The 21,189-nt window shown below is 37.1% G+C and carries 15 protein-coding genes; 1 reads left to right on the top strand and 14 read right to left on the bottom strand.

Translation table 11 applies throughout. The features are described from left to right. Positions 1-80 precede the first annotated feature (80 nt). The 13 genes from H6W53_RS05205 to H6W53_RS05145 form a co-directional block, all read right to left on the bottom strand. A complete protein-coding gene (locus H6W53_RS05205) occupies positions 81-857 on the bottom strand; it encodes an alpha/beta fold hydrolase (protein WP_185205098.1) in 777 nt (258 codons plus the stop codon). 17 nt (positions 858-874) lie between these two features. Continuing rightward, a complete protein-coding gene (locus tag H6W53_RS05200) occupies positions 875-1,864 on the bottom strand; it encodes an NAD(P)H-dependent flavin oxidoreductase (RefSeq protein ID WP_228457753.1) in 990 nt (329 codons plus the stop codon). Positions 1,865-1,945: 81 nt separating this feature from the next. Then, entirely contained in the window at positions 1,946-3,316 is a 1,371-nt protein-coding gene (locus H6W53_RS05195; protein WP_185205097.1) for a peptidylprolyl isomerase, read from the bottom strand. An 87-nt stretch (positions 3,317-3,403) separates the two neighbouring features. Next, positions 3,404-4,327, bottom strand: a complete 924-nt coding sequence (locus tag H6W53_RS05190) for a PfkB family carbohydrate kinase (RefSeq protein WP_087709373.1) — start codon at positions 4,325-4,327, stop codon at positions 3,404-3,406. Between the two features lie 28 nt (positions 4,328-4,355). Next, positions 4,356-4,913, bottom strand: a complete 558-nt coding sequence (gldD, locus tag H6W53_RS05185) for a gliding motility lipoprotein GldD (protein WP_087709026.1) — start codon at positions 4,911-4,913, stop codon at positions 4,356-4,358. Positions 4,914-5,412: 499 nt separating this feature from the next. Further along, a complete protein-coding gene (mutY, locus tag H6W53_RS05180) occupies positions 5,413-6,474 on the bottom strand; it encodes an A/G-specific adenine glycosylase (protein WP_185205096.1) in 1,062 nt (353 codons plus the stop codon). 120 nt (positions 6,475-6,594) lie between these two features. After that, positions 6,595-7,047 (bottom strand): hypothetical protein, encoded by a 453-nt coding sequence (locus tag H6W53_RS05175; RefSeq protein WP_185205095.1) that lies wholly within the window; start codon positions 7,045-7,047, stop codon positions 6,595-6,597. 75 nt (positions 7,048-7,122) lie between these two features. Continuing rightward, the gene (locus H6W53_RS05170) at positions 7,123-8,484 is read right to left on the bottom strand and encodes a DUF5458 family protein (RefSeq protein ID WP_185205094.1); all 1,362 of its coding nucleotides are present in this window, start codon (positions 8,482-8,484) and stop codon (positions 7,123-7,125) included. Positions 8,485-8,505: 21 nt separating this feature from the next. Then, on the bottom strand, positions 8,506-9,054 hold the full coding sequence (locus H6W53_RS05165) for a type VI secretion system contractile sheath small subunit (protein ID WP_108411409.1): 549 nt from the start codon (positions 9,052-9,054) through the stop codon (positions 8,506-8,508). 157 nt (positions 9,055-9,211) lie between these two features. After that, on the bottom strand, positions 9,212-11,311 hold the full coding sequence (locus H6W53_RS05160; protein WP_185205093.1) for a M13 family metallopeptidase: 2,100 nt from the start codon (positions 11,309-11,311) through the stop codon (positions 9,212-9,214). A gap of 994 nt (positions 11,312-12,305) precedes the next feature. Further along, positions 12,306-14,333, bottom strand: coding sequence for a M13 family metallopeptidase (locus H6W53_RS05155; RefSeq protein ID WP_185205092.1), 2,028 nt, complete (start codon positions 14,331-14,333; stop codon positions 12,306-12,308). A gap of 325 nt (positions 14,334-14,658) precedes the next feature. Further along, entirely contained in the window at positions 14,659-18,057 is a 3,399-nt protein-coding gene (locus H6W53_RS05150; RefSeq protein ID WP_185205091.1) for a polysaccharide deacetylase family protein, read from the bottom strand. A 91-nt stretch (positions 18,058-18,148) separates the two neighbouring features. Then, complete coding sequence (locus H6W53_RS05145) at positions 18,149-19,399, bottom strand: CinA family nicotinamide mononucleotide deamidase-related protein (RefSeq protein WP_185205090.1); 1,251 nt, start codon at positions 19,397-19,399, stop codon at positions 18,149-18,151. 114 nt (positions 19,400-19,513) lie between these two features. Here H6W53_RS05145 and H6W53_RS05140 point away from each other — a divergent pair, with 114 nt between their 5' ends. Then, the gene (locus tag H6W53_RS05140) at positions 19,514-19,990 is read left to right on the top strand and encodes a hypothetical protein (protein ID WP_185205089.1); all 477 of its coding nucleotides are present in this window, start codon (positions 19,514-19,516) and stop codon (positions 19,988-19,990) included. A 237-nt stretch (positions 19,991-20,227) separates the two neighbouring features. On the opposite strand, the gene H6W53_RS05135 is transcribed toward H6W53_RS05140, so the two are convergent. Further along, positions 20,228-21,091 carry an AraC family transcriptional regulator gene (locus tag H6W53_RS05135; protein WP_185205088.1) on the bottom strand — a complete coding sequence of 288 codons (864 nt, stop codon included), beginning with the start codon at positions 21,089-21,091 and terminating at the stop codon, positions 20,228-20,230. Between the last annotated feature and the right edge of the window lie 98 nt (positions 21,092-21,189).

Below are 21,189 nucleotides of genomic sequence, written 5' to 3'. Positions count from 1 at the left end.
AAAAATTCTTTGAATTTTCGCCACCCCTCCAGAGGAGGGGAATGTAATGCTGCTTAAATTTTACCAACTATTTTTCAGTATTATGCGTTGATAATTGAGGTGATAAATTCTGCGGATTTTTGCAGAACTGTATCGGGGATTTCTTTATGTGGGGTATGTCCGATGTTAGGGATGATGAATTTTTCTGCGGTTCCGCTTACCTGAGAAATTGTTTTTTCAACCTGATCCAGTGTTCCGTATTCGTCATTTTCTCCCTGAATAAATAATAATGGCGAATTTATATCTTTCAGGAGGTATTCAATATTCCAGCTTTTGAATCTGTCGCTTAACCAGATTTCCGTCCATGCTTTTACCATCATTTCAACTTTATCACCGTGATATTTTGCGAGACGTTCCGGAAGATTGGTGGTTTTATAAGCTTCAAAAGCATTTTTTACACCGTTTACTGTTATATCTTCTACGAAAATATGTCCGGCTTCACACAGAGTGGCAGTAACTTTTTCAGGATATCTGGCGGCGAAAATCAGGGCAATTGTTCCGCCGTCGCTGTGTCCGAAAAGGATTATATCATTTATATTCAGTTCTTTTAACAGATCATTCAGGAGATCGGCTTCCTGCTCCATATAATTGTTTTCTCTTTCATAGGTAAGCATAGGAAAAGATTTTCCGTAGCCTAAACGATCGTAGACCAACACATTACATTGTGTCTGCAAAGCCAGTCTTGCCGGAAAGTCTCTCCAAAGCTGAGTGCAGCCTAAGGAATCGTGCAAAAAGACGATGGTTGGTTTATTTTCAAAAATTTTTTGATATTCTGTATAAAGTTTTTTTCCATTGACATTAATAATTCTTCCTTCCATCAACTTTCAGATTAATTTTATAAACTTGGCATATTGGTTTCGTTAAATTCTTTCAGTAAATTCTGAAAAACAGTTTCTACGGGAAGAACTTCATCAATTAAAGCAGAAACCTGCCCGATTTCGAGTTCGCCTTCTTCCATATCACCTTCAAACATTCCTTTTTTGGCTCTTGCACGTCCTAAAGAAGCGATTAGAGACTCTTTGTTTCTTCCGACGTTGTAGATCTCCTCCAGTTCATTAAAGAACTTATTTTTAACCATTCTTACAGGCGCCAGTTCTTTAAGGGTAAGATGGGTATCTCCTTCCTGAAGTTCTGTAATTTTATTTTTCCAGTTTTCATGAGCGCTTGCCTCTACAGTAGCTGCAAATCGGGAACCGATCTGAACGCCGTCTGCGCCTAAAATCATGGCTGCTTTCATTTGAGAACCTAAAGCAATTCCTCCTGCTGCAATCAGCGGCTTGGAAATATGTTTTCTTACATTCGGGATCAGGCAGAATGTAGTGGTTTCGTCTCTTCCGTTGTGACCTCCTGCTTCAAATCCTTCTGCAACTACGGCATCTACTCCTGCCTCTTCGCATTTCATGGCAAATTTTGTTGAAGAAACGACGTGTGCAACCTTCAGACCTTCTTTCTGCAAAGTTTCGGTATATGTTTTGGGGTTTCCGGCAGAAGTAAAAACAATTTTCACTCCTTCTTCCAGAATAATCTGAATTACTTCATCCAGATTAGGATACAACATCGGAACATTTACCCCGAAAGGTTTGTCTGTAGCCTGTTTACATTTTTGGATATTTTCCCTTAAAATATCGGGGTACATGCTTCCTGCACCGATTAATCCGAGACCGCCGCAATTGGAAACGGCAGAAGCCAGCTTCCATCCGGAATGCCAGATCATGCCTGCCTGAATGATAGGATATTGTATATTAAAGAGTTGTGTAATCTTATTTTGTTGTGAATTCATCTGGTGAAGCTTTTTTGCTGAATTAAAATCTATGAAACTGCTCATGCTGTAAAAATAATAAAAATAGCGGTTTTCAGAAGATTTTGGATATAAAAAAACCTTCAGAAGTTCTGAAGGTTTTGATGATTATTTTTTAATTGAATCTCTTTTCCAGTTGGCTTTAAAATTACAAGAATCGTAACGCCCGTCGATGGAGATGAATGTTGTCGGAAGTTTTGAATTAACAAATTTTTCGATCATTTCATTTCGCTTTTTGTTCAGCGCCATCTGCTTTACTCTGTCGTAATCTGTTTCCAGAACAATCTGGTGAGCAGGAATTACATCTTCTACTTTTACGATTTTTACCACTTTTCTTTCTCTTTCATCCATATCATCGAAAGCGTTCGTAATGTCTCCTTTGTTTAAACCTGCTAATTCATAGCTGATTGTTCCCGGAACTGTTTCTCTTTCGATTTTATTAGATCCGTCTGCTCCCGGAATAACTCCTGCATTGAATTTCGTTCTTTTATCGTCTGAGAATTTGAAGGTAGCATCTTTGAATGTCATTTTTCCGCTGACAATTAAACCCCTGATGCTGTCTAACTTAGCTTTTGCTGTTTTAATTTCGTCATCCGTAGGAACAGCCATTAAAAGGATGTGTCTTGCCTCGTAGATTTTACCTGATTTTTTAATAAGCTGAATCAAGTGATATCCAAATTCTGTTTCTACAGGTTCTGAAATTTCTCCTTCCTGAAGATTTAAAGCGGCTGCTTCAAAAGGTTTTACCATCTGTCCTTTGGAAATGTTTTTCATTAAACCTCCGTTGGAAGCGGTTCCTTTATCTTCAGAGAAAATCCTTGCCTGACTTTCGAAAGATTCTCCTCCTTCAATATCTTTTTTGATCTTTTTAAGCTTATTGATGAGTTCATCTTTATGAGCTTCGGTAAGCTTAGGATACATCATAATCTGAGATAGTGAAACCTCATCTTTGATCTCAGGAAGCTGACTTTTATACAAATTATAGAAGTCGGTTACCTCGTTTGGCGTTACGTCTGCTTTGTCTGTAATTCTCTGAATTTTAGCCTGTCCGTAATATTGGTCTGTATCGATTTTTTCGATCGCATTTTTCATTTCATACCCATTTCTGAATTTATAGGCAGCCAACATTGTTTTTTCGTCAGGAAACTGAGAAAGCAACTGCTGATATTTTGCATTTGCCTGTTCTTTAATTGCGGCAGAACGGTTATCAATCAGGGTATCTTTTTTCGCTTCGTATACCAAAAGCTTATTATTCAGTAAGTTTTCCAAAAACTCACACTTATCTATATTGGAAGCTCCCTGCTGTTTTGCATAATTCATCTGCTCGTTAACGTCAGATTCCAATACAATTTCATCACCGATAACAGCAGCAATTCCGTCCACTAAATCTCCCTGTTTTAACTGAGCGTTCATCATATTTGCACCAAACAACATGATGAAAATTCCAAAAAGAAAAGTGATCTTAAGTTTATTTATCATTTTACTATTTTAAACAAGTTGCAAATTTAGAATTCTTAATGAATTACACTAAATTTTTTATTATAAATATTTCTTAAAAAGAGGTATTTATTGTACTTCTACGTCGAAAGTCGTTAATTCTTTAAATTGCTTCAGTCTTCCGAACACATCCGATTCGGTTACTTCCTGAATTCTTTCTGTCCCGAATTTCTCAACTGTGAAAGAAGCCATTGCCGAACCTACGATTAATGCAGACTTCATGGTTTCGAAATCGAATGTTCCTTTTTTCGCTAAATAGGCTGCAAAACCTCCTGCGAAAGTATCTCCCGCTCCGGTAGGATCGAAAACTTCTTCCAGTGGCAAAGCCGGAATAGCAAATACTTTATGATCGTGGAAAAGCAAAGCTCCGTGTTCTCCTTTTTTAATGATAACGAACTTCGGTCCCATTTCGTGGATCTTTTTAGCTGCTTTTACCAAAGAATATTCTCCTGAAAGCTGTCTTGCTTCTTCATCGTTGATTGAAATCACGTCTGTTTTGGCAATCATCTGCATTAGTATTTCCAAAGCTGTATCCATCCAGAAATTCATGGTATCAAGAATAACAAGCTTCGGACGGTTGTTCATTTTTTCAAGTACGGAAAGCTGTACTCCCGGGTGAAGATTTCCTAATAATAAGATCTCTGCATCCTGCATAGAATCCGGAATTTTAGGATCAAAGTTTTCAAGAACGTTTACTTCAGTTGCCAGAGTATCTCTTGTATTCAGGTCGTTGTGGTATTTTCCTGCCCAGAAGAATGTTTTCCCTTCTTTTACGATTTCAATTCCTTCTATATTAACGTCTCTGTTTGTGAACATATCAAGATACTCCTGCGGAAAATCTCCTCCTACCACAGAAACGATTCCGGACTTAACGCCCAAAATGGATGAAGTGATCCCGATGTACGTGGCTGCACCTCCTAAAATTTTATCTGTTTTTCCAAATGGCGTCTCAATTGCGTCGAACGCAACACTTCCTACAACTAAAAGTTTCATATTTTTTTCAAAGTATTTTAAAAGTAAATTATTTTTTCCATTCAAATGTGTCCAGCAGGTGTTTCATATCTCTTTTGATATAATCTACCGCTGGAGCCAAAGAATCCGGTTTCGGTCTTGTGTTAAAGTATAAATAGGCAGTCACAAAATGTTTGGTACTGTCTGTAATGTAAAACTGAAGATTGGAAGCGCTCTGTCCTTTGAGTTCATAAAAATTTCCGTATACCTTTTTTTCAGGATATTCGAAAGATTTTGTGTCGATTGCACTTGCTTTAATGGTATGTTCATAAACCATTTTTTCCGCTTCCTGAATATGGGCTGCAAAATCATTCTGTATCGGGTAATACGTTACAAAAACTTTAGCTTTCATTTTCGGATAGTTCAGATAGTACCAACAAGGCTTTTTTGCGTCGGTAATATTTGCAAAATCTGAATATTCAAATGTATAATTACAGTTGTTTTCGAATTTCTGATATTTCGGTGCGGGATATTCCAGTCGAAGTTCTCCGTAAGGCTTCGGAACCGGATCTTTTCCGCAAGATACCAAAAGTAAGGCTGCAAAAATAAAAATGGCATTTTTAAACATTTTGCAAAAGTACAAATTAGATTTCAGATTTCGGAAGACAAATTTCGGGATTTCAATGGGTTTTGAGATTGAGGTTGAATTTTGATTTGGATGATTTGTTTTTGAACACGAAGAACGCGAAGTTTTTTCTTTTAAAACTAAATGGGATACCCATTTTAATCATGGACTTAATTTTAACGCAAAGTACACGAAGCTTTTTTTTAACAGCTTTTCGTTTTTAAGTTCGCAGAGGCGTTTCACTTAACGAAGACAACAAAGATAATGGCTTGTTGTACATTATGCAGCATTTGTCATTCTGATCGGAGCGGAGCGAAGTGAAGAATCTATTTAACACAAAGAGCGCAATTCTTTTTTTGAATATTATTGTGAATATTTTTTCGTTCGCAACGGCGTTTCACTCAGCAAATGATAAACATCTAATCATAAAAATTTTATATTTTTTGAGATTGCTTTACTTCGACGCGCTCAGCACAGGCTCGCTTCGCTCCTCGCAATGACATTACCAAATTCTGTATGCCGTTTCATAATTTTGAATATAATTCTCCAACGGTTTTGGGAAGGATTTTTCGTGAGAGCCTTCAACATCGGTTACGATGTAATTATTTTGAGTGATGAAATTCTGCCATATTTCTTCTGATTCTACTTCAACATTAAAAATCTCAATGCTTAAATTTTTGTGCGTGAGTTTATGGCTTACATTTTTTACACTTTTGATAAATGGAATTAAATCATCGGAAATTTCAGGCGGAAATTCAAATAACTTTTTCCAGATGAAATCATCTTTTCTCTGTTGGATTAAAAACTGACCATTTCTGTGAACGAAATAATATTTCAGTTCCAAATCAGCGGCTTTTACTTTTTTTGTTTTTACCGGAAATTCAGAAACTTTATTCAGGGAAAAAGCCAGACAGTTTTCATGTAAAGGACATTCTCTGCAAAGAGGATTTTTAGGTTTACAGATTTCGGAACCTAAATCCATCATCGCCTGATTGAAATCGCCGACATTTTCAGGTAAAATTAAATGAGCGAGTTCAGAAAAATAATTGAAAGCTTTTGAACTTGAAATATCAAAATCATCTGCAAAAATACGGCTCAGTACACGATAAAAGTTTCCGTCCACAGCCGGAATTTTACCCTCAAAACAAATACTGGAAACTGCAGCGGCTGTATATTTTCCGACTCCTTTTAACTTTAAGATTTCATCGTATTCATGAGGAAAAACGCCATTATAATCGTTCATGATCTGTTGCGCTGCCTTATGAACATTTATCGCTCTGGAATAATAGCCTAATCCTTTCCAATACAGTAAAACTTCGTTTTCGTCTGCTTCGGCAAGGGTTTTTACATCCGGAAAACGCTGAACAAAATTATTGTAATGTCCTAATCCCTGAGCAATTCTGGTCTGCTGAAAAACGATCTCACAAATCCATATTTTGTAAGGATCTCTGGTCTGTCTGAAAGGTAAATCGCGGGCATTTGTCTTATACCAGTTAAGAAGTTTATTGCCGATGTGTCTGAAGTCTGATTGTTTTGTTTTTTCCAAAGGTTTGTCTGTCTGCATATTTATGCTTCGATAAGCTCAGCATGACAACGCTAAAAATTCACTTTTAATAAAACGACTAGTATTAGAAATGTCATGCTGAGCTTGTCGAAGCATCTGTTTATTAAATACAAAGATAATTTAATTTTCTTTTTGAACGGAATATACAGGAGCCGCTTTCAGCCACTGGTATTTTAAATGTTTTTCTTTTGCGATGAAGCGGTAACCTTCCAGTTTTTTGAGATAAATATAGGAAGCAGTGTCTTTTCTGAACATCAACTGTTGATTAGACAGAAAACTGAACGGAAAATCCACAATAGAATCTCTAGTCGTTTTCTCTACCTTGCCATTATTAACTCTGTAAATAAATATAGATTTTCCACGCCCTTGAGACTGATCTATGAGTTTAATATTTGATGAAGAAACCACCATATCACTTTCATCAAAGCATTCCTGCGGTTTCATGATATAAGCTTTTCCTTCTTTTATTTCGTTGGCGAAAAGATCAATGGGATGATTTTGCTGTACTTTTTTATCTTCACAACTGAAAATCACAAAAATTATGGGCAAAAAGTAGAATAACCTGCCTTTCATATTTCTATTTTTAACGATTTGGTAGAAAAAAACCGATGAAAAATTGCATCGGTTTGTGTATTGATTGGTTTAAATTTAATCCTGAAGATATTCAGCATCCCATTCGTTTCCGTCGTCTCCTTTGTGTCCGTCTAATTTGATAACGAAACTTTTTGTAGGGAAATAAGGCGTAAGACGAATATCCAGCCAAACTCTGTCTTTGTTTACCTTATCCTGCTCGAAACGAACAATTTTGAATTTTTCGATCAGTTTATCCGGTCCTTTAATTCCGTCAAGGAAGGTTACGATCTGTCTTCTCAAATCATCCTCATTTCTTGCGTTCCAGTTTTCGAAAGCTCTTCTGTTTAGGAAATCGAGCAAAACTTTAGTTACGTAATCGAATACGCGAACTACGGAATAGGTTTGAAGTCCGATGTTGTCTCCTGTAAACAGGGTTTTTGCAGAGAAAGCCATGATTTTTCCGTATTCGTTCACCATGGGAACCAATCCCATTTTTTCCAACTGGGAAATTTCGCTTTTCTTCAATTCGAATTTTACAGCATCCACTTCATTGATGTTTCCGTGCTTTTTACCTGCTGCAACCTGAGACATTAATGTTTTATGAATTTTTCCTGCCAATGAAGTTGATGGCGGAAGTTCTACATTTTCCTCCTCTCCTACTTCTTCTGCTTTTCCGCGTCCAACCAACCAATTACAGGTCATGATGACATTACTTCTGTGTAATTCTCCTCCTGTAAGATTGGCAGAATGGAATAAATCCACCACATCATCCGGTTTATCAAGATTCGCAAAATCCGTCACCATCATTACTTTGTTTTCGTTACAGATTTTCGCCCATTTTTCAATGACTTTATTGGATCCCAAATATCCCGGAATTGCTAAAATAGAATAATTGTCTCTAAGATCTAAACGGTCATAATAATTCTTAAATTCTTCTGCAATGGCATCGATAAAGATCGGATTATCCAAATCTGAAACCTGCTCTAAACTTGCATTGACGATACTTACGTTATCAACTTTATCAAGCTCGGTATTTTTGTAGAATTGAGCGACCGTCCTGTAGTTTGTTTCCAGTTGACGGACTGCATCAAGCGTATTTTTAAGATTTAGTTTTAAATTCTGATCGGCAGCCTGCGCTTTAGATTTACAGGTATCTGCCATTTTATCGGCAGAATCATTGCCTTCCAGAAGATTTACCCAAAGATTGATTTTCTGGAGAAGCTCTTTTCTTTCATCTGCTTTATTGTTATCGTTCAGAAAGATTTCCTTTCTGGCTTTTCTGGTGGGGTTCATGTTTGCAATTCCGTCTACAACGGATTCTACAAAACCAAAACCTCCTATTTTATTGAGTTCGGCAAGCGGATTACCTTTCGGCTGACCTGCGTGTTGCTGCTGTCCCTGTTGTTGGTTTTCAGCTGCCTGTAATTTACTGTCCATGATTAATGTAACGTCTTTAGATTATTTTTCAAGTTCCTGTGCCACTTCTTTTAATACTTCCACGAATGCAGCTCTTGTCTGATCGTTTTCCAGCATATTGCGCAGAATTTTATTGGTTTTAAGCTGGCGTACAATTTTGTTGTACTGTTCCTGCTCCATGCTTAACTGCTGCAAATAATCTGATTTCTGAGTAAGATTTTTCGGGGTGAAGTCCGCAAGATTCTGAAAACGGAACTCCTCTTCCACTACATTACCGTCCTCCGTTTCGTGCTGAACGCTTACAGAAGGCTGGAAATGTTTGAAGACGTCGTCCACAGTTTTTAATCCTGTTACAATTTCAGGGACGTAAGATTCGTCGGTTGTAAGCTGGCTTACTATCAGCGATTTATTCTCCTGAATCTGCTGTATAGCTTCATTGGCGTCTACTTTTACTTCGTTTCCGCCAACGCCATAATTAAACATTGCCATATTATTAATATTTTGAGATTTTCGATGTTGGTGTGTATTGTCTTTATCAGCATCAAATAGCTGACCAATCCAATGTTTAAATTTAAAAAAAAACTGTAACATACAAAATTTTGTTAAGATTTTTCTTGAAATATTAACTTTTTAAATTAAATATCAACTAAAAACTGATATTTTGTGATGTCACTAAACTATGAAAAATTAAATAAAAAAACGCATCATTTCTGATGCGTTTTTCATTTCTAACAATTTTTGGCTTGTTTTACCAAATTTTTATTCTGTCCTGCGGAGCTTTATACATTTTGTCTCCCGGTTTGATATCGAATGCTTTGATGAAAGAATCCTGATTGACCAACGGACCGAATGCTCTGAAAATTCCCGGCGAATGCGGATCTGTTTTTACCTGATTGGTCATATACTGATCTGTGGATTTTGTTCTCCAGACTGTTGCCCAGCTCATGAAGAATCTCTGATCCTGAGTAAATCCGCTGATTAAGCCCGGATTTCCGTGATCTTTAAGATACATCTGAAGGGCATCGTAAGCCACTGCAACTCCTCCCAAATCTCCGATGTTTTCGCCACTTGTGAATTTTCCGTTTACGAAGCTTCCTTTCACCGGTTCATAAGCGCTGTACTGTGCTGCCAATTGTGCTACTTTTGCGTCGAAGTTTTTACGGTCTGCATCGGTCCACCAGTTATTTAAGTTACCGTCTCCGTCGAATCTTGAACCGCTGTCATCGAATCCGTGAGAAATTTCGTGACCGATAACGGCTCCGATTCCTCCGAAATTAACGGCTGCATCTGCTTTTGGATTGTAGAAAGGCGGCTGAAGAATGGCTGCAGGGAAAACGATTTCGTTGTTTGATCCGCTGTAATAGGCATTTACGGTTTGCGGCGTCATTCCCCATTCCGTTCGGTCTACCGGTTTTCCTATTTTATCTAAATTTTTCTGATACTGCCAAGCTGAAACATTCTGAAGATTAGAATATAAGGTTGCCCCTTGTTTCGGAGCTTCTACTTTTAACTGGGTATAATCTTTCCATTTATCCGGATAAGCAATTTTCACGGTGAATTTTGATAATTTTTCCTGTGCTTTTACTTTTGTTTCCGGAGACATCCAATCCATCTCGTTGATGTGTGTCTTAAAGGATTTTAGAATGTAATCGATATACATTTCCATCTGTGCTTTTGCTTCCGGCGTAAAATATTTCTCCACATATAATTTTCCGAAGGCTTCACCTAAAACGCTGTTTACCAAAGAAAGTCCTCTTTTGTTCATCGGACGCTGTTCTTTCTGTCCCTGAAGATATTTGGAGTAGAAATCGAATCTGATCTGCTCTAAATTTTCATCCAGATTGCTTGCATTTCCATTGATTAAGTGGTATTTCAGATAGTCTTTCAGCAAAGGAAGATTTTTCTGGGTAAGGAAGGAATCCATATTCTGGTAATATTTGAGTTCTCCGATGATCACTCTGTCGGTATTTACTCCGGCATCCTTCAGATATTTCGGAAGATTAACGTTTTTAACCAAAGCCGGCAATTCAGATACGTTTTTAGGGTTGTATCTTAAATTGGCATCTCTGTTCTGTTCAAGCGTTAATAAATAGTTTGCCAACTGTTTTTCTAAATCTACTACGTTTTTTGCTGTAGATTCTGAATTTTTATAGCCTAAAACGCCGAATAATTTTCCTACATAGGTCTGATACTCTGCTAATGTTTTGGTGTTGGCTTCATTTACTTTCTGATAGTAATCTCTTCCCAGTCCAAGATCAGGGCCGCCAAGATAGACTGCATTCATTTTAGAATCTTTCAGGTCTGCACCTACTCTCCATCCGTAGAAAGAATTGTCTCCTACTTTTGTCGCTTCAAGCAGATATTTCTGAAGATCGCCGATGTTTTTAATGGCATCAATTTTTGCAAGATCTCCTTTAATCGGAGCCAGTCCTTCTGCATTTCTCTTATTGGTATCCATAAATGAGGCATACAAATTCTGGATTTTCTGTCCTTCGGAACCTTCAGGATAAGATTCTGATAAAATTTTGTTCAGGATGTCCAAAGAAGCATCGTCTACATTTTCTCTGAGTGCATTGAAAGAACCCCAACTTGCTTTATCGGAAGGAATCTGAGTGGTTTTTACCCAGTTTCCGTTTACATAGCTAAAAAAATCATCTTGGGGACGAACAGTTTTATCCATGTACGATAGGTTTAATCCTTCTTCTTTTGCTTCCATTTTTTCTGGCTGTACAATTTCAACTCCTTTCATCGGCTCAGGTTTTTGAGTATTGGCAGTTTTTGTTGTTCCACAAGAATTTAAAAATACCAAACCTGAAAAGGCAAGTATTCCGATATTTAGCTTTTTCATTAAAAATTGTTTTTGATTTTACACAAACTTACCAAATATACGAATTTTGATTATAAATGATAAATGATAAATAATAATTGATAAAAAGCCTGTAAGTGAAGATTTGATATTTTTATTTTTTGATTTTGATTGAGTGAGTATTAGTATTTCTCACAAAGTTCGAAAGAGTTCTTAAATAACCTGAGTTCGGGATAAATCTTCTTAAACGCAAAGGTTCGCTGGGTTTTGTTTTTGCATTGTAATGGATATTTTTTGCTCGCAACGGCACTTCACTCAGCAAATGATAGCAACTTAGATTATTTGGTTCTTTGATTTTAGGACAAATTTATTTTTATTGATTCTAACGAAAGGTTCGCTGGGTTTTGTGTTGCATTGTATTGGTTATTTTTTGTTCGCAAGGGCGCTTCACTCAGCAAATGATAGCAAATTAGATTATTCGGCTATTTGATTTTAGGAGAAATTTATTTTTATTGATCTTAACGCGATCTTCGATAGATTTTGTTTTGCATTGTAGTGGGTATTTTTTGTTCGCAACGGCGCTTCACTCAGCAAATGATAGTAACTTAGATTATTTGGTTCTTTGATTTTAGGAGAAATCTATTTTTATTGATCTTAACGCGATCTTCGATAGATTTTGTTTTACATTTTAGTGGGTATTTTTCTTCGCAAGGGCGCTTCACTCAGCAAATGATAATTATGAAGGCTAAACACAGGGTTTATCATTGCGCAGGTAAGTTCGAATATTTACGCAATTTATTTAACTGTGTTGAGATTTCTAAAGGATGAGAAACTTTATTGACTAATTCAAATATTGAAAAACAGGCTATTCCCTAGCCGTGATTGCAGCAATTGTCTGAGCTCATTTCCTGGGTTTCGGCGCGGCTCCGCCGCCCCGAAACCCAGGAAATAGCGAGTGCGGAAAGCGCGAAAAAGCTCCAAAAAACAAAAAAACCGTTCACTGCTGAACGGTTTTGGTTATATTTAAAAATTGTGATTACCAGATTTTAATTCTTTCTGCCGGTTTTTTGTACAATTTGTCTCCTTCTTTCACATCAAACGCTTTGTAGAAAGCATCAACATTGGTTAAAGGACCGAAACTTCTGAAATATCCCGGAGAATGCGGGTCTGTTTTTACCTGATTGATCATGTATTTTTCGCTGGATAAAGTTCTCCAAACGGTTGCCCAGCTCAGGAAGAATCTCTGATCCTGTGTGTAACCGCTGATAACTCCCGGATTTCCTTTGTCCTTCAGATACATCTGAAGAGCATCGTAAGCGATGTTTACGCCACCTAAATCCGCAATATTTTCTCCGTTGGTAAAGGTTCCGTTAACGAAAGTACCTTTTACAGGCTCGTATTTGTCGTACTGTGCGGCAAGAGCTTTTGTTGCTTTTTCGAAGTTGGCTTTATCTTCCGGAGTCCACCAGTCTACCAAGTTTCCGTCTGCATCGAACTGTGCACCGGAATCATCAAATCCGTGGCTCATTTCGTGACCGATAACCGCGCCGATTCCTCCGAAATTCACGGCAGCATCTGCTTTAGGATTGAAGAAAGGCGGCTGAAGAATTGCAGCAGGGAATACGATTTCGTTGTTTACCGGATTGTAGTAAGCATTTACTGTTTGCGGCGTCATTCCCCACTCTGTTTTATCTACCGGTTTCCCGATTTTAGCTAAGTCTTTGTTGTACTGCCATTCTGCAATATTCTGAAGGTTGGCATATAGATTTCCACCTTTTGATTCCGGCGTGATGGTTAATTTGGAATAATCTTTCCATTTGTCCGGATAAGCCACTTTTACCGTGAACTTATTCAGCTTTTCCATTGCTTTTTGCTTGGTAGTAGAAGACATCCACGTTAATCCGTTGATGTGAACCGCGAAACTTTTCTTTAAGTAATCGATCAATTCAACCATCTGTGCTTTCGCTTCTGCAGGGAAATATTTTTCAACGTATAATTTACCGAAAGCTTCTCCTAAAGATCCGTTAATTAATTCGTAACCTCTCTTATTTAAAGCTCTCTGCTCCTGCTGTCCTCTTAAATATTTGCCATAGAAAGCGAATCTCATGTCACCTAATTTTTCACTTAGGTAAGCCGCACTTCCGTGGATCATGTGGAATTTAAGATAATCTTTAATCACAGGAAGATTCTGCGTATTAATGAATTTATCTAAATTTTTGTAATATCCTAATTCTCCGATAATTACTTTATCTGTATTTACACCAACTGCTTTAAGATAAGCCGGAAGGTCTACATTTTTTACCAAAGCTGAAAGCTGAGCCATTGTTTGTGGATTGTACTGAAGCGTATTATCACGGCTCTGCTCGTTGGTTAAGTATGTTTTTGCGATGCTTTTCTCGTAATCTACGATGCCTTTAGCGGCAGCATCCGCATTTTTATATCCTAATTCTTTTAACATAGAAGCAACATATTTTGTATATTCTGCCAAAGCTTCTGTGTTTTTTTCGTTTACTTTCTGATAGTAATCTCTTCCAAGACCTAAAGATGCGTCACCAAGATAGACAACGTTCATTTTAGAGTCTTTAAGATCTGCATCTACTCCCCATCCATAGAAGTTGTTTTCTCCTTCTTTGGTTACAGAGATTAAATATTTCTGAAGATCTCCAACGGATTTAATGGCATCAATTTTATTAAGATTTGCCTGAATCGGTTTGATACCGTCTGCATTTCTCTTTGCCATGTTCATGTACGTTGCGTACAGGTCCTGAATTTTCTTGCCTTCTGTTCCCTCAGCAAATTTGTCTTTCAGAAGAGAGTTCAGGATGGTCATGGAGTTGTTGTCTGTATCTTCAGCCAGTTTGTTGAAACTTCCCCATGTTGGTTTATCGGAAGGAATTTTGGCAGTTTTCATCCAAGTTCCACTCACATAGTTATAAAAGTCATCTTGCGGACGTACTGATTTATCCATCAAGCTAAGGTCTAAACCTTTGTCTGTCGCCTGAGCGTTCACGGTTTGTGAACAAATTCCTCCTATTAAAAGCAGAGAAAGCGTTAATTTTTTCATTATAATTACAATTTATACAATAAGTGTAACTTTTTTTTATTTCGTTACTTTTTATGAAAACAAATTTAATTAATTATTAAGATCTGTTTATATTTTAATTTTTAATTTGAAAATCTCTTCTTATCAATCTTTGTATTTCGAAATTAAGTGAAACGCCTTTGTCTATCTTTAGTTAGGCAATTTAATATTAAAAATGTTGTTTCCCTTGCGATAATTTAAACGCAATGCCAGACAAGTAATTATAAAAAACTCTGTTTAAAAAAATTTAAGATAAACAAAGGCGTTTCACTTATTTCTGAAAGACAACTTTTTTACAATCATGAATTTAAGACGTTGCAATTTCTTTTACGTTTCCGGTACGTTTTAAGAATCCCCAGGTCTGCATTTCGCCTTTCAGTGCTTTTCGGAGACTTCTGAACAGTACAATATACATCAGCCAGCGATACCCGAAACGCTGCGGAATAATGTACAGCAGGTTTACCAATTTCTCTCTCTGCATGATGAACGCAATAAAAGCCAGCGACGCATCCACCAAAAGGAAAATTAAATAGTAACTGAATATTTTTCCGCCATTTCCGGATAATATTCCAAAAAACATGATGACATCGGCAAGCGGTGAAAAGAACGGAATAATGTACTGGAAGAGTAAAATATTCGGCATTGCCCAGAGTCCTAAACCTTTGTATTTCGGGTTAAGGAAAGTCTGTCTCTGTTTCCAGAACATCTGCATGATTCCGTACGTCCATCTGAAACGCTGTTTTAAAAACTGTTTTACGCTTTCCGGAGCTTCTGTCACGGCAACTGCACGGTTTTCGTTGGCAACGGTGTACCCTTCTCTTAAGATTTTAACGGTAATATCGCAGTCTTCGGCTAAAGTATCGGAAGAATATCCGCCAACTTCTTTAATTACAGATTTTCTGAAAGCTCCGATTGCTCCGGGAATTACAGTAATGGCATTGATATTCGCATACGCTAAACGATCAAAATTCTGGCTGGTTGTATATTCAATGGACTGCCATTTTGTAAGCCAGTTTACGGTATTGCCTACTTTTACATTTCCAGCCACTGCTGCAATTTTTTCATTCGGATCAGAGTTTAAAAATCTTGCAATTAAATATTTTACGGCATCTTTTTCCAGTTTCGTATCGGCATCGATGCAGACCACATATTCCGCATCGGTTTGTGAAATCCCAAAATTTAAAGCAGTTGCTTTTCCGCCGTTGGTTTTGCTGAAAATTTTCAGTTTCGGATGATCAGAAAAGGACTCTTTCGCTTTTTCATAGGTTGAATCTTTGCTTCCATCATCCACCAGAATAATATTGAAATTGGGATAGGTTTGTTTTAATAGATTGTTTAATGATGAAACAATATTGACTTCTTCATTGTACGCCGGAACAATAATGGAAACCTTCGGGTAAGATTCCAAAACAGGAAATTCTCCTAATTTTTTTTCTTTTTTTCGTTCTTTAAATGCCCAGAATAGCATAATAAGCAATCTGATAAGTCCCAATGCAATAAAAATGGTAAACAATGCCACCAAAAAATGACTGATTCCATAAATAATGGTTGCCAAAAGCAGATTAAGCTGCATTACGTAATAGGCTCTTGTTTTTGGAACGGAAGGCATCAGTTCTGCTTTGTTTTTATGCAGAATACTGGTAAGATTGGTAAAATGATATCCTTGTTTTTGTAAAGTCGGGATTAAAACTTTCAACGCTTTTACGGTTTCTTCACGGGTTTCGCCTCCTGCATCGTGAAGGAGTATGATGTTTCCGCGTTCGGCTTTTACACCTGCTAAAACACGTTTTACAATTTCATCGGCTTTTATTCCCGGCTGCCAGTCTTCGGGATCGATGTTTTCACCAATATCAAGATAATTCTGCTGTCTCGCCAATGCAACCGGAACAATTTCTTCTGAAGTTGTTGGCTCAGAATCGGCATTGTAAGGCGCTCTGAACAGAATGGTACTGTGTCCTGTGATACATTCGATCAATAATCTTGTCAGTTTCATTTCCAGTAAAGCTCTTTCGGGGCTTACTTTTGCCACATTTTCATGGGTAAATGTATGATTGCCAATTTCATGACCTTCTCTGTAAATTCTTTTAACCAAAGGAAGGTTTTTTTCGGCATTTAATCCTACCAAAAAGAAGGCAGCCGGAACATGATATTTTGACAGTATGTCTAAAACCTGCGGTGTGTAGGTTTCATCAGGACCATCGTCGAATGTTAAAACCAGTTCTTTCTGTGGAGCTTCTCCGTATTTTTTAACTTCATAAGAACTGGGATAGGTCACATAATTTTCATCGGTGATGATTTTTTCTTTGGGGTCAATCTCAAGGGCAATTTTTCCGTCATGAGGCGTATTCAGAACATCCAAAACTTCGCCGTCGCCAATGTAGTCGACCATCGTCTGACCTTTTACGTTCTCAAGGGTTTTTAAATTTAATTTTGATAATCCTGCAAACGTAAGATCTTTATCGTAAAAATTCCAGATCCGGCTGTCCTCGCTTCCCAGTCTCCAGAGTGCAGTTCCGGCAAGAGGATATTCTGAAGAAAAGCGCATCGTATTAAAAATAGAAGCCGCATCGTTGAAAAATACAGTGTGTGTATTGTTTTTCGAATCTGTGTAAGAGTAATTTAAGTTAAAAGTATTGTCGTCGAAATTAATTTTCGCTTTGCTTGCACTCGCTTTGGTGATTGCCTGCATATACGTCACGGAATTATTCTGTTCCTTGTCTGTACTCCAGTCGTATCCGTAAGCTCCCAAACCTAAAATGATTTTGTTAGGGGAAGTTTGGGCTAAAATTTTTCCGGTCTGTGCTTCGATCCATTTTTGAGAGGAAACGGGTCCTGCATCGCTTTCAACCGCATATTCATCATACGCCATTAATATGAAATAATCTACGTAAGGATTTAATTTCCGGATATTGTAATCGTCGTTATCTACCATAATATCCATGGAAACCAATAATTTATTCTGCTTAAATGTTTCGGAAAGCTCTTTCATGAAAGCGATCAGGTTTTCATCAGAATCCAGATTCATATCTTCAAAGTCGATGTTGATTCCTTTGAAATTGAGTTTCTGGCATTGAAGCGTTAATTTCTGAATAAGCTGGGTTCTTTTTTTCGGGTCTTTCAACACTTTCCCCAGTCCTTCAGAATGAAATTCCTGTTCAAAATTATTACTGAGAATCGGCATTGCCGCAACTCCTGTTCTTTTAATGACTTTATATCCTGCCGAATCCACATTGGTTTTCAGATCACCGGTTTTCGGATCGAGGAAAAACCACTCCGGAAAAACAAGATTGATGTGTTTAATGTTTCTTTTTAGGGACATTAAAGACTGCGGATCCCATGCCACATAAAATGCAGAACGTATTCCGCCGGGAAACTGTGCCCAGTTTCTGTTTTGGTTTTTAAGTCTTTCGGCTCTTGCTTTTTCGATTTTAGCAAGATTGGTGTGCATTGTTTTTTCGGAAATGAAACTTCGGAATCCTTTATATTCTTTGGAAATTCTGTTTTCCTGAAGATAGGGTTTGCTCGCTGTAATAACGGCTTTGTAATCTTCTTTAAAAGGAATTTTGGGGCTTCTGTCCCATTTCATCATAAGACCGAGCGCCAGAAAAAGCAATATGGCGATGAAGATAAAGATTCGGCTTCCCCACTGAACATTTCTCCAGCGTTTTTTGCTGTCAGTCTGAAAAATCTGCTTTGAGTTTTCCACGATTTTGATATTTTTCTCATGAACGTCAAAAACCGTGAAAAACCTATGCAGAATTAATTAAAAAAAAATTAAAAAATTAACTGATTCTGAATCAATTATTCACCAAAAGGGCAACAAGATCCTGAATGACTTTCTGGGATACAAAGTGCATAAAATCCAGTCGATCCAGATGCGGCATATACAATTTTGAAGTCACTTCCTGATCTTTAATTCTGATGGTATAAAAAACGGTTCCCACTTCCTTTCCGTCCTCTCCTTTTCGGGGACCTGCAACTCCGGTTGTAGACAGAGAAATATCTGTATTGAAGAGTTTCTGACAGCCTTCTGCCATTTCCGCAGCGACCTGCTCACTTACGACCGTAAATTCTTCTACGGTTTCTTTTTTTACTTTGAGAATATCGATCTTTTTTTCTGTAGCATAAGAAACAATGCCGCCTAAAAAGTAATTTGAGCTTCCGGAAACAGAAGTAATCATTTTTGCGAGTTCTCCGCCTGTACAGCTTTCGGCGGTAGATAAAGTCAATTTTCTATCTGTTAAAATATCGGCAAGAATTTTTTCTATTTTATCCTGTGAGGTAGCAATTACATGATCTTTTACTAAAGGAAGTAGCTTCTGGATCTCCTCTTCCAACTGTTGCTGCAAAATACTGTCGTCCTCTCCGCTTGCCGTGAGTCTCAGTTTAACGCGGGTTCCTACAGGAAGATAAGACAAAGAAAGGTTTTCCGGCAAGGCAAGTTCCCAGTTTTCAATTTTGTCTGCCAGAATACTTTCGGGAATTCCGACTATGGAAACAATTCTCGTGGAAAGGTAATGCAGACTGAATTTATCTTTTAAATAAGGAACAATCTGATCTTTAATTAAAGGTTTTACTTCATAAGGAACTCCGGGAAGGCTGAAAAGCAGTTTTCCGTTTTCTTCCATCATCATGCAGGGTGCAGTTCCGTTATGGTTCTGGAACACTTTGGATTTTGTAGGTACAAAAGCCTGTTCGCGGTTTCTTTCCAGAATTTCTGTTCTTCCGCGTCTTTCCATATAAGCTTTCAGATGAGCGAAAGTTTCTTCGTCTAAAGCAATTTCGTCATTAAAAAATTCGGCAATGGCTTTTTTGGTTTTATCGTCTCTTGTAGGGCCTAAACCTCCTGTTGTAATGATGATATCTCCCAGCTCAAAAGCAGAAGAGATGGTCTTTTTAATGGTTTCAATCTGGTCTGAAATGGTAAAAATCTGTACCACTTTTATCCCAATATTTTTCAGTTCGGCAGCAATAAAATTAGAATTGGTGTCTACGGTACTTCCTGAAAGGATTTCGTCACCAATGGTGATCAGAACGGCATTTTTCATATAATAAGGTCGAAAAAAATTTTTCTATACAAATGACGGAATTTTCCCTGTGACGGGCAATATAAATTGATTTTTTCTATTTTTGGATAAAATTGTTTAAAACTATCATTCAATATGTCTAAATATGATGATGCTTCATGGCATTACGGCAGCGATTTTCCTGAAGAACTTCCAATAAAAAACGGAGCAACCCACACCGGAATGTTTCTGAACTGGTGTATTAATAGCGATTTCATCTCGGAAGAATTTAAAGAAGATCATGAAGAAGAAATTCAAAGCTTAAAAAGAAGAGAAATTACAGGCGCTGAATTCATTGTGGATTTCATGGACGGAAAGTTTTCTGAATATGATCTGAACGAAACAGGAAATGCTTTTGCCCATGATTATTACAAAGACGACACGGATTTCGGAAACCGATTCAGCTCTTTCGCAGATGATTATGTGAATTTATTCGATACAAAAGCGGAAGAGAATGATTACGAATATGAAACATTTTATCACATCGAAGATACGTACGAAAATTACGATCTGATGAAGCAGGTTATCGATTATCGTTTTGAGGAATGGAAAGAATATAAAGGATTGGTTTAAAATAAATATCAGTAAAATAATCGTCTAAACTTTTTTACCGCAAAATATGTAAAAGATTTAACCCTTTAGTTGTTTAAGTTTACTACTTAAATGGAAAAAAGAGCACATAAGTTTAAAAAAAAATCAAATATTTTTTCTCTTTGCTGACTTCTGAAATACTTTAAATTTAAATAAATCCAATAAAGTCTTTTGTATCTTTTGCGGTTAAATTTAAAATGAGTTTAAACAAACTTAGTTTTAAACTGCACTATTTTCAACTCTGCTCAAATGTTTTTTCTTAAAGGCGGAAGGTGTTTCTCCGATATATTTTTTAAATAATTTATTGAAATATGAAAGGCTTTCAAAACCTACCTGAAAACAGACTTCTGTAACGCAGTGGTTTTGGAGCAACAATAATTTCGCCTGATTGATCCTGTAATTGTTTACAAAATCTGTAAACGTCATATTCGTCTGTTTTTTGAAGTAACGGCAAAATGCCGGTGTGCTTAGATTCACGTTTTCTGCGATAATATTGACGTTGGGATTCTTGTCGTAGTTTTCGTTGATATAATCATAAATAGTTCCCATCCGGATTTTATCATTTAAAAACCACCTGATGCGAGTGTCTTCAGTATTCAGTTCTTTTACTTCTTCGGAATCTGCAAGAATCTGTAAAATCTCGATCAGCCCGACAAAAGCATGAAAAGAATTTTCGTTTTTTATCTGGTGTAGTTTTTCAACGACTTTTTGTTTGGTTTCCCCTGAAAAGGATAACCCCAGATAAGAACGCTCCAGCAGGTTTTTAATGTTTTCAAATTCCGGAACAGGCATAATGTATTCCTGAAGAAAATTTTCGCGCATCTGCAAAACCATCTGTCTGCATTCGGTCTGAATTTTATAATCAAAATTAAGGTGAGGAACATTGGAACCGATGAGCAGTAAATCGCTGTCTTTAAAGTCTGAAATATTTTTACCGACGTGACGGATTCCGTTGGAAGCTTCTACGTAAACCAGCTCTATTTCAGGATGATAATGCCAGAAGAAACAGTTTTTAAGGGATGGTGAAAACAGCTTAAAAGATTTACCTTCTTCAAATTCAATATTTTCTTTCTGAATTTTCATTATGTTCTCTTTTGATTAATATTTAATTCAAAATTAATTAAAAAAGTTAATACAGAGCAAAAAAGAGTCATCTCGGTTAAAGTATAAATGATTATTTC

The organism is Chryseobacterium sp. C3 (assembly GCF_014218905.1).
GTDB lineage: Bacteria > Bacteroidota > Bacteroidia > Flavobacteriales > Weeksellaceae > Chryseobacterium > Chryseobacterium mucoviscidosis.
Note: the sequence above shows the minus strand (reverse complement) of the source record. Positions and strands in the feature narration are given on the sequence as shown.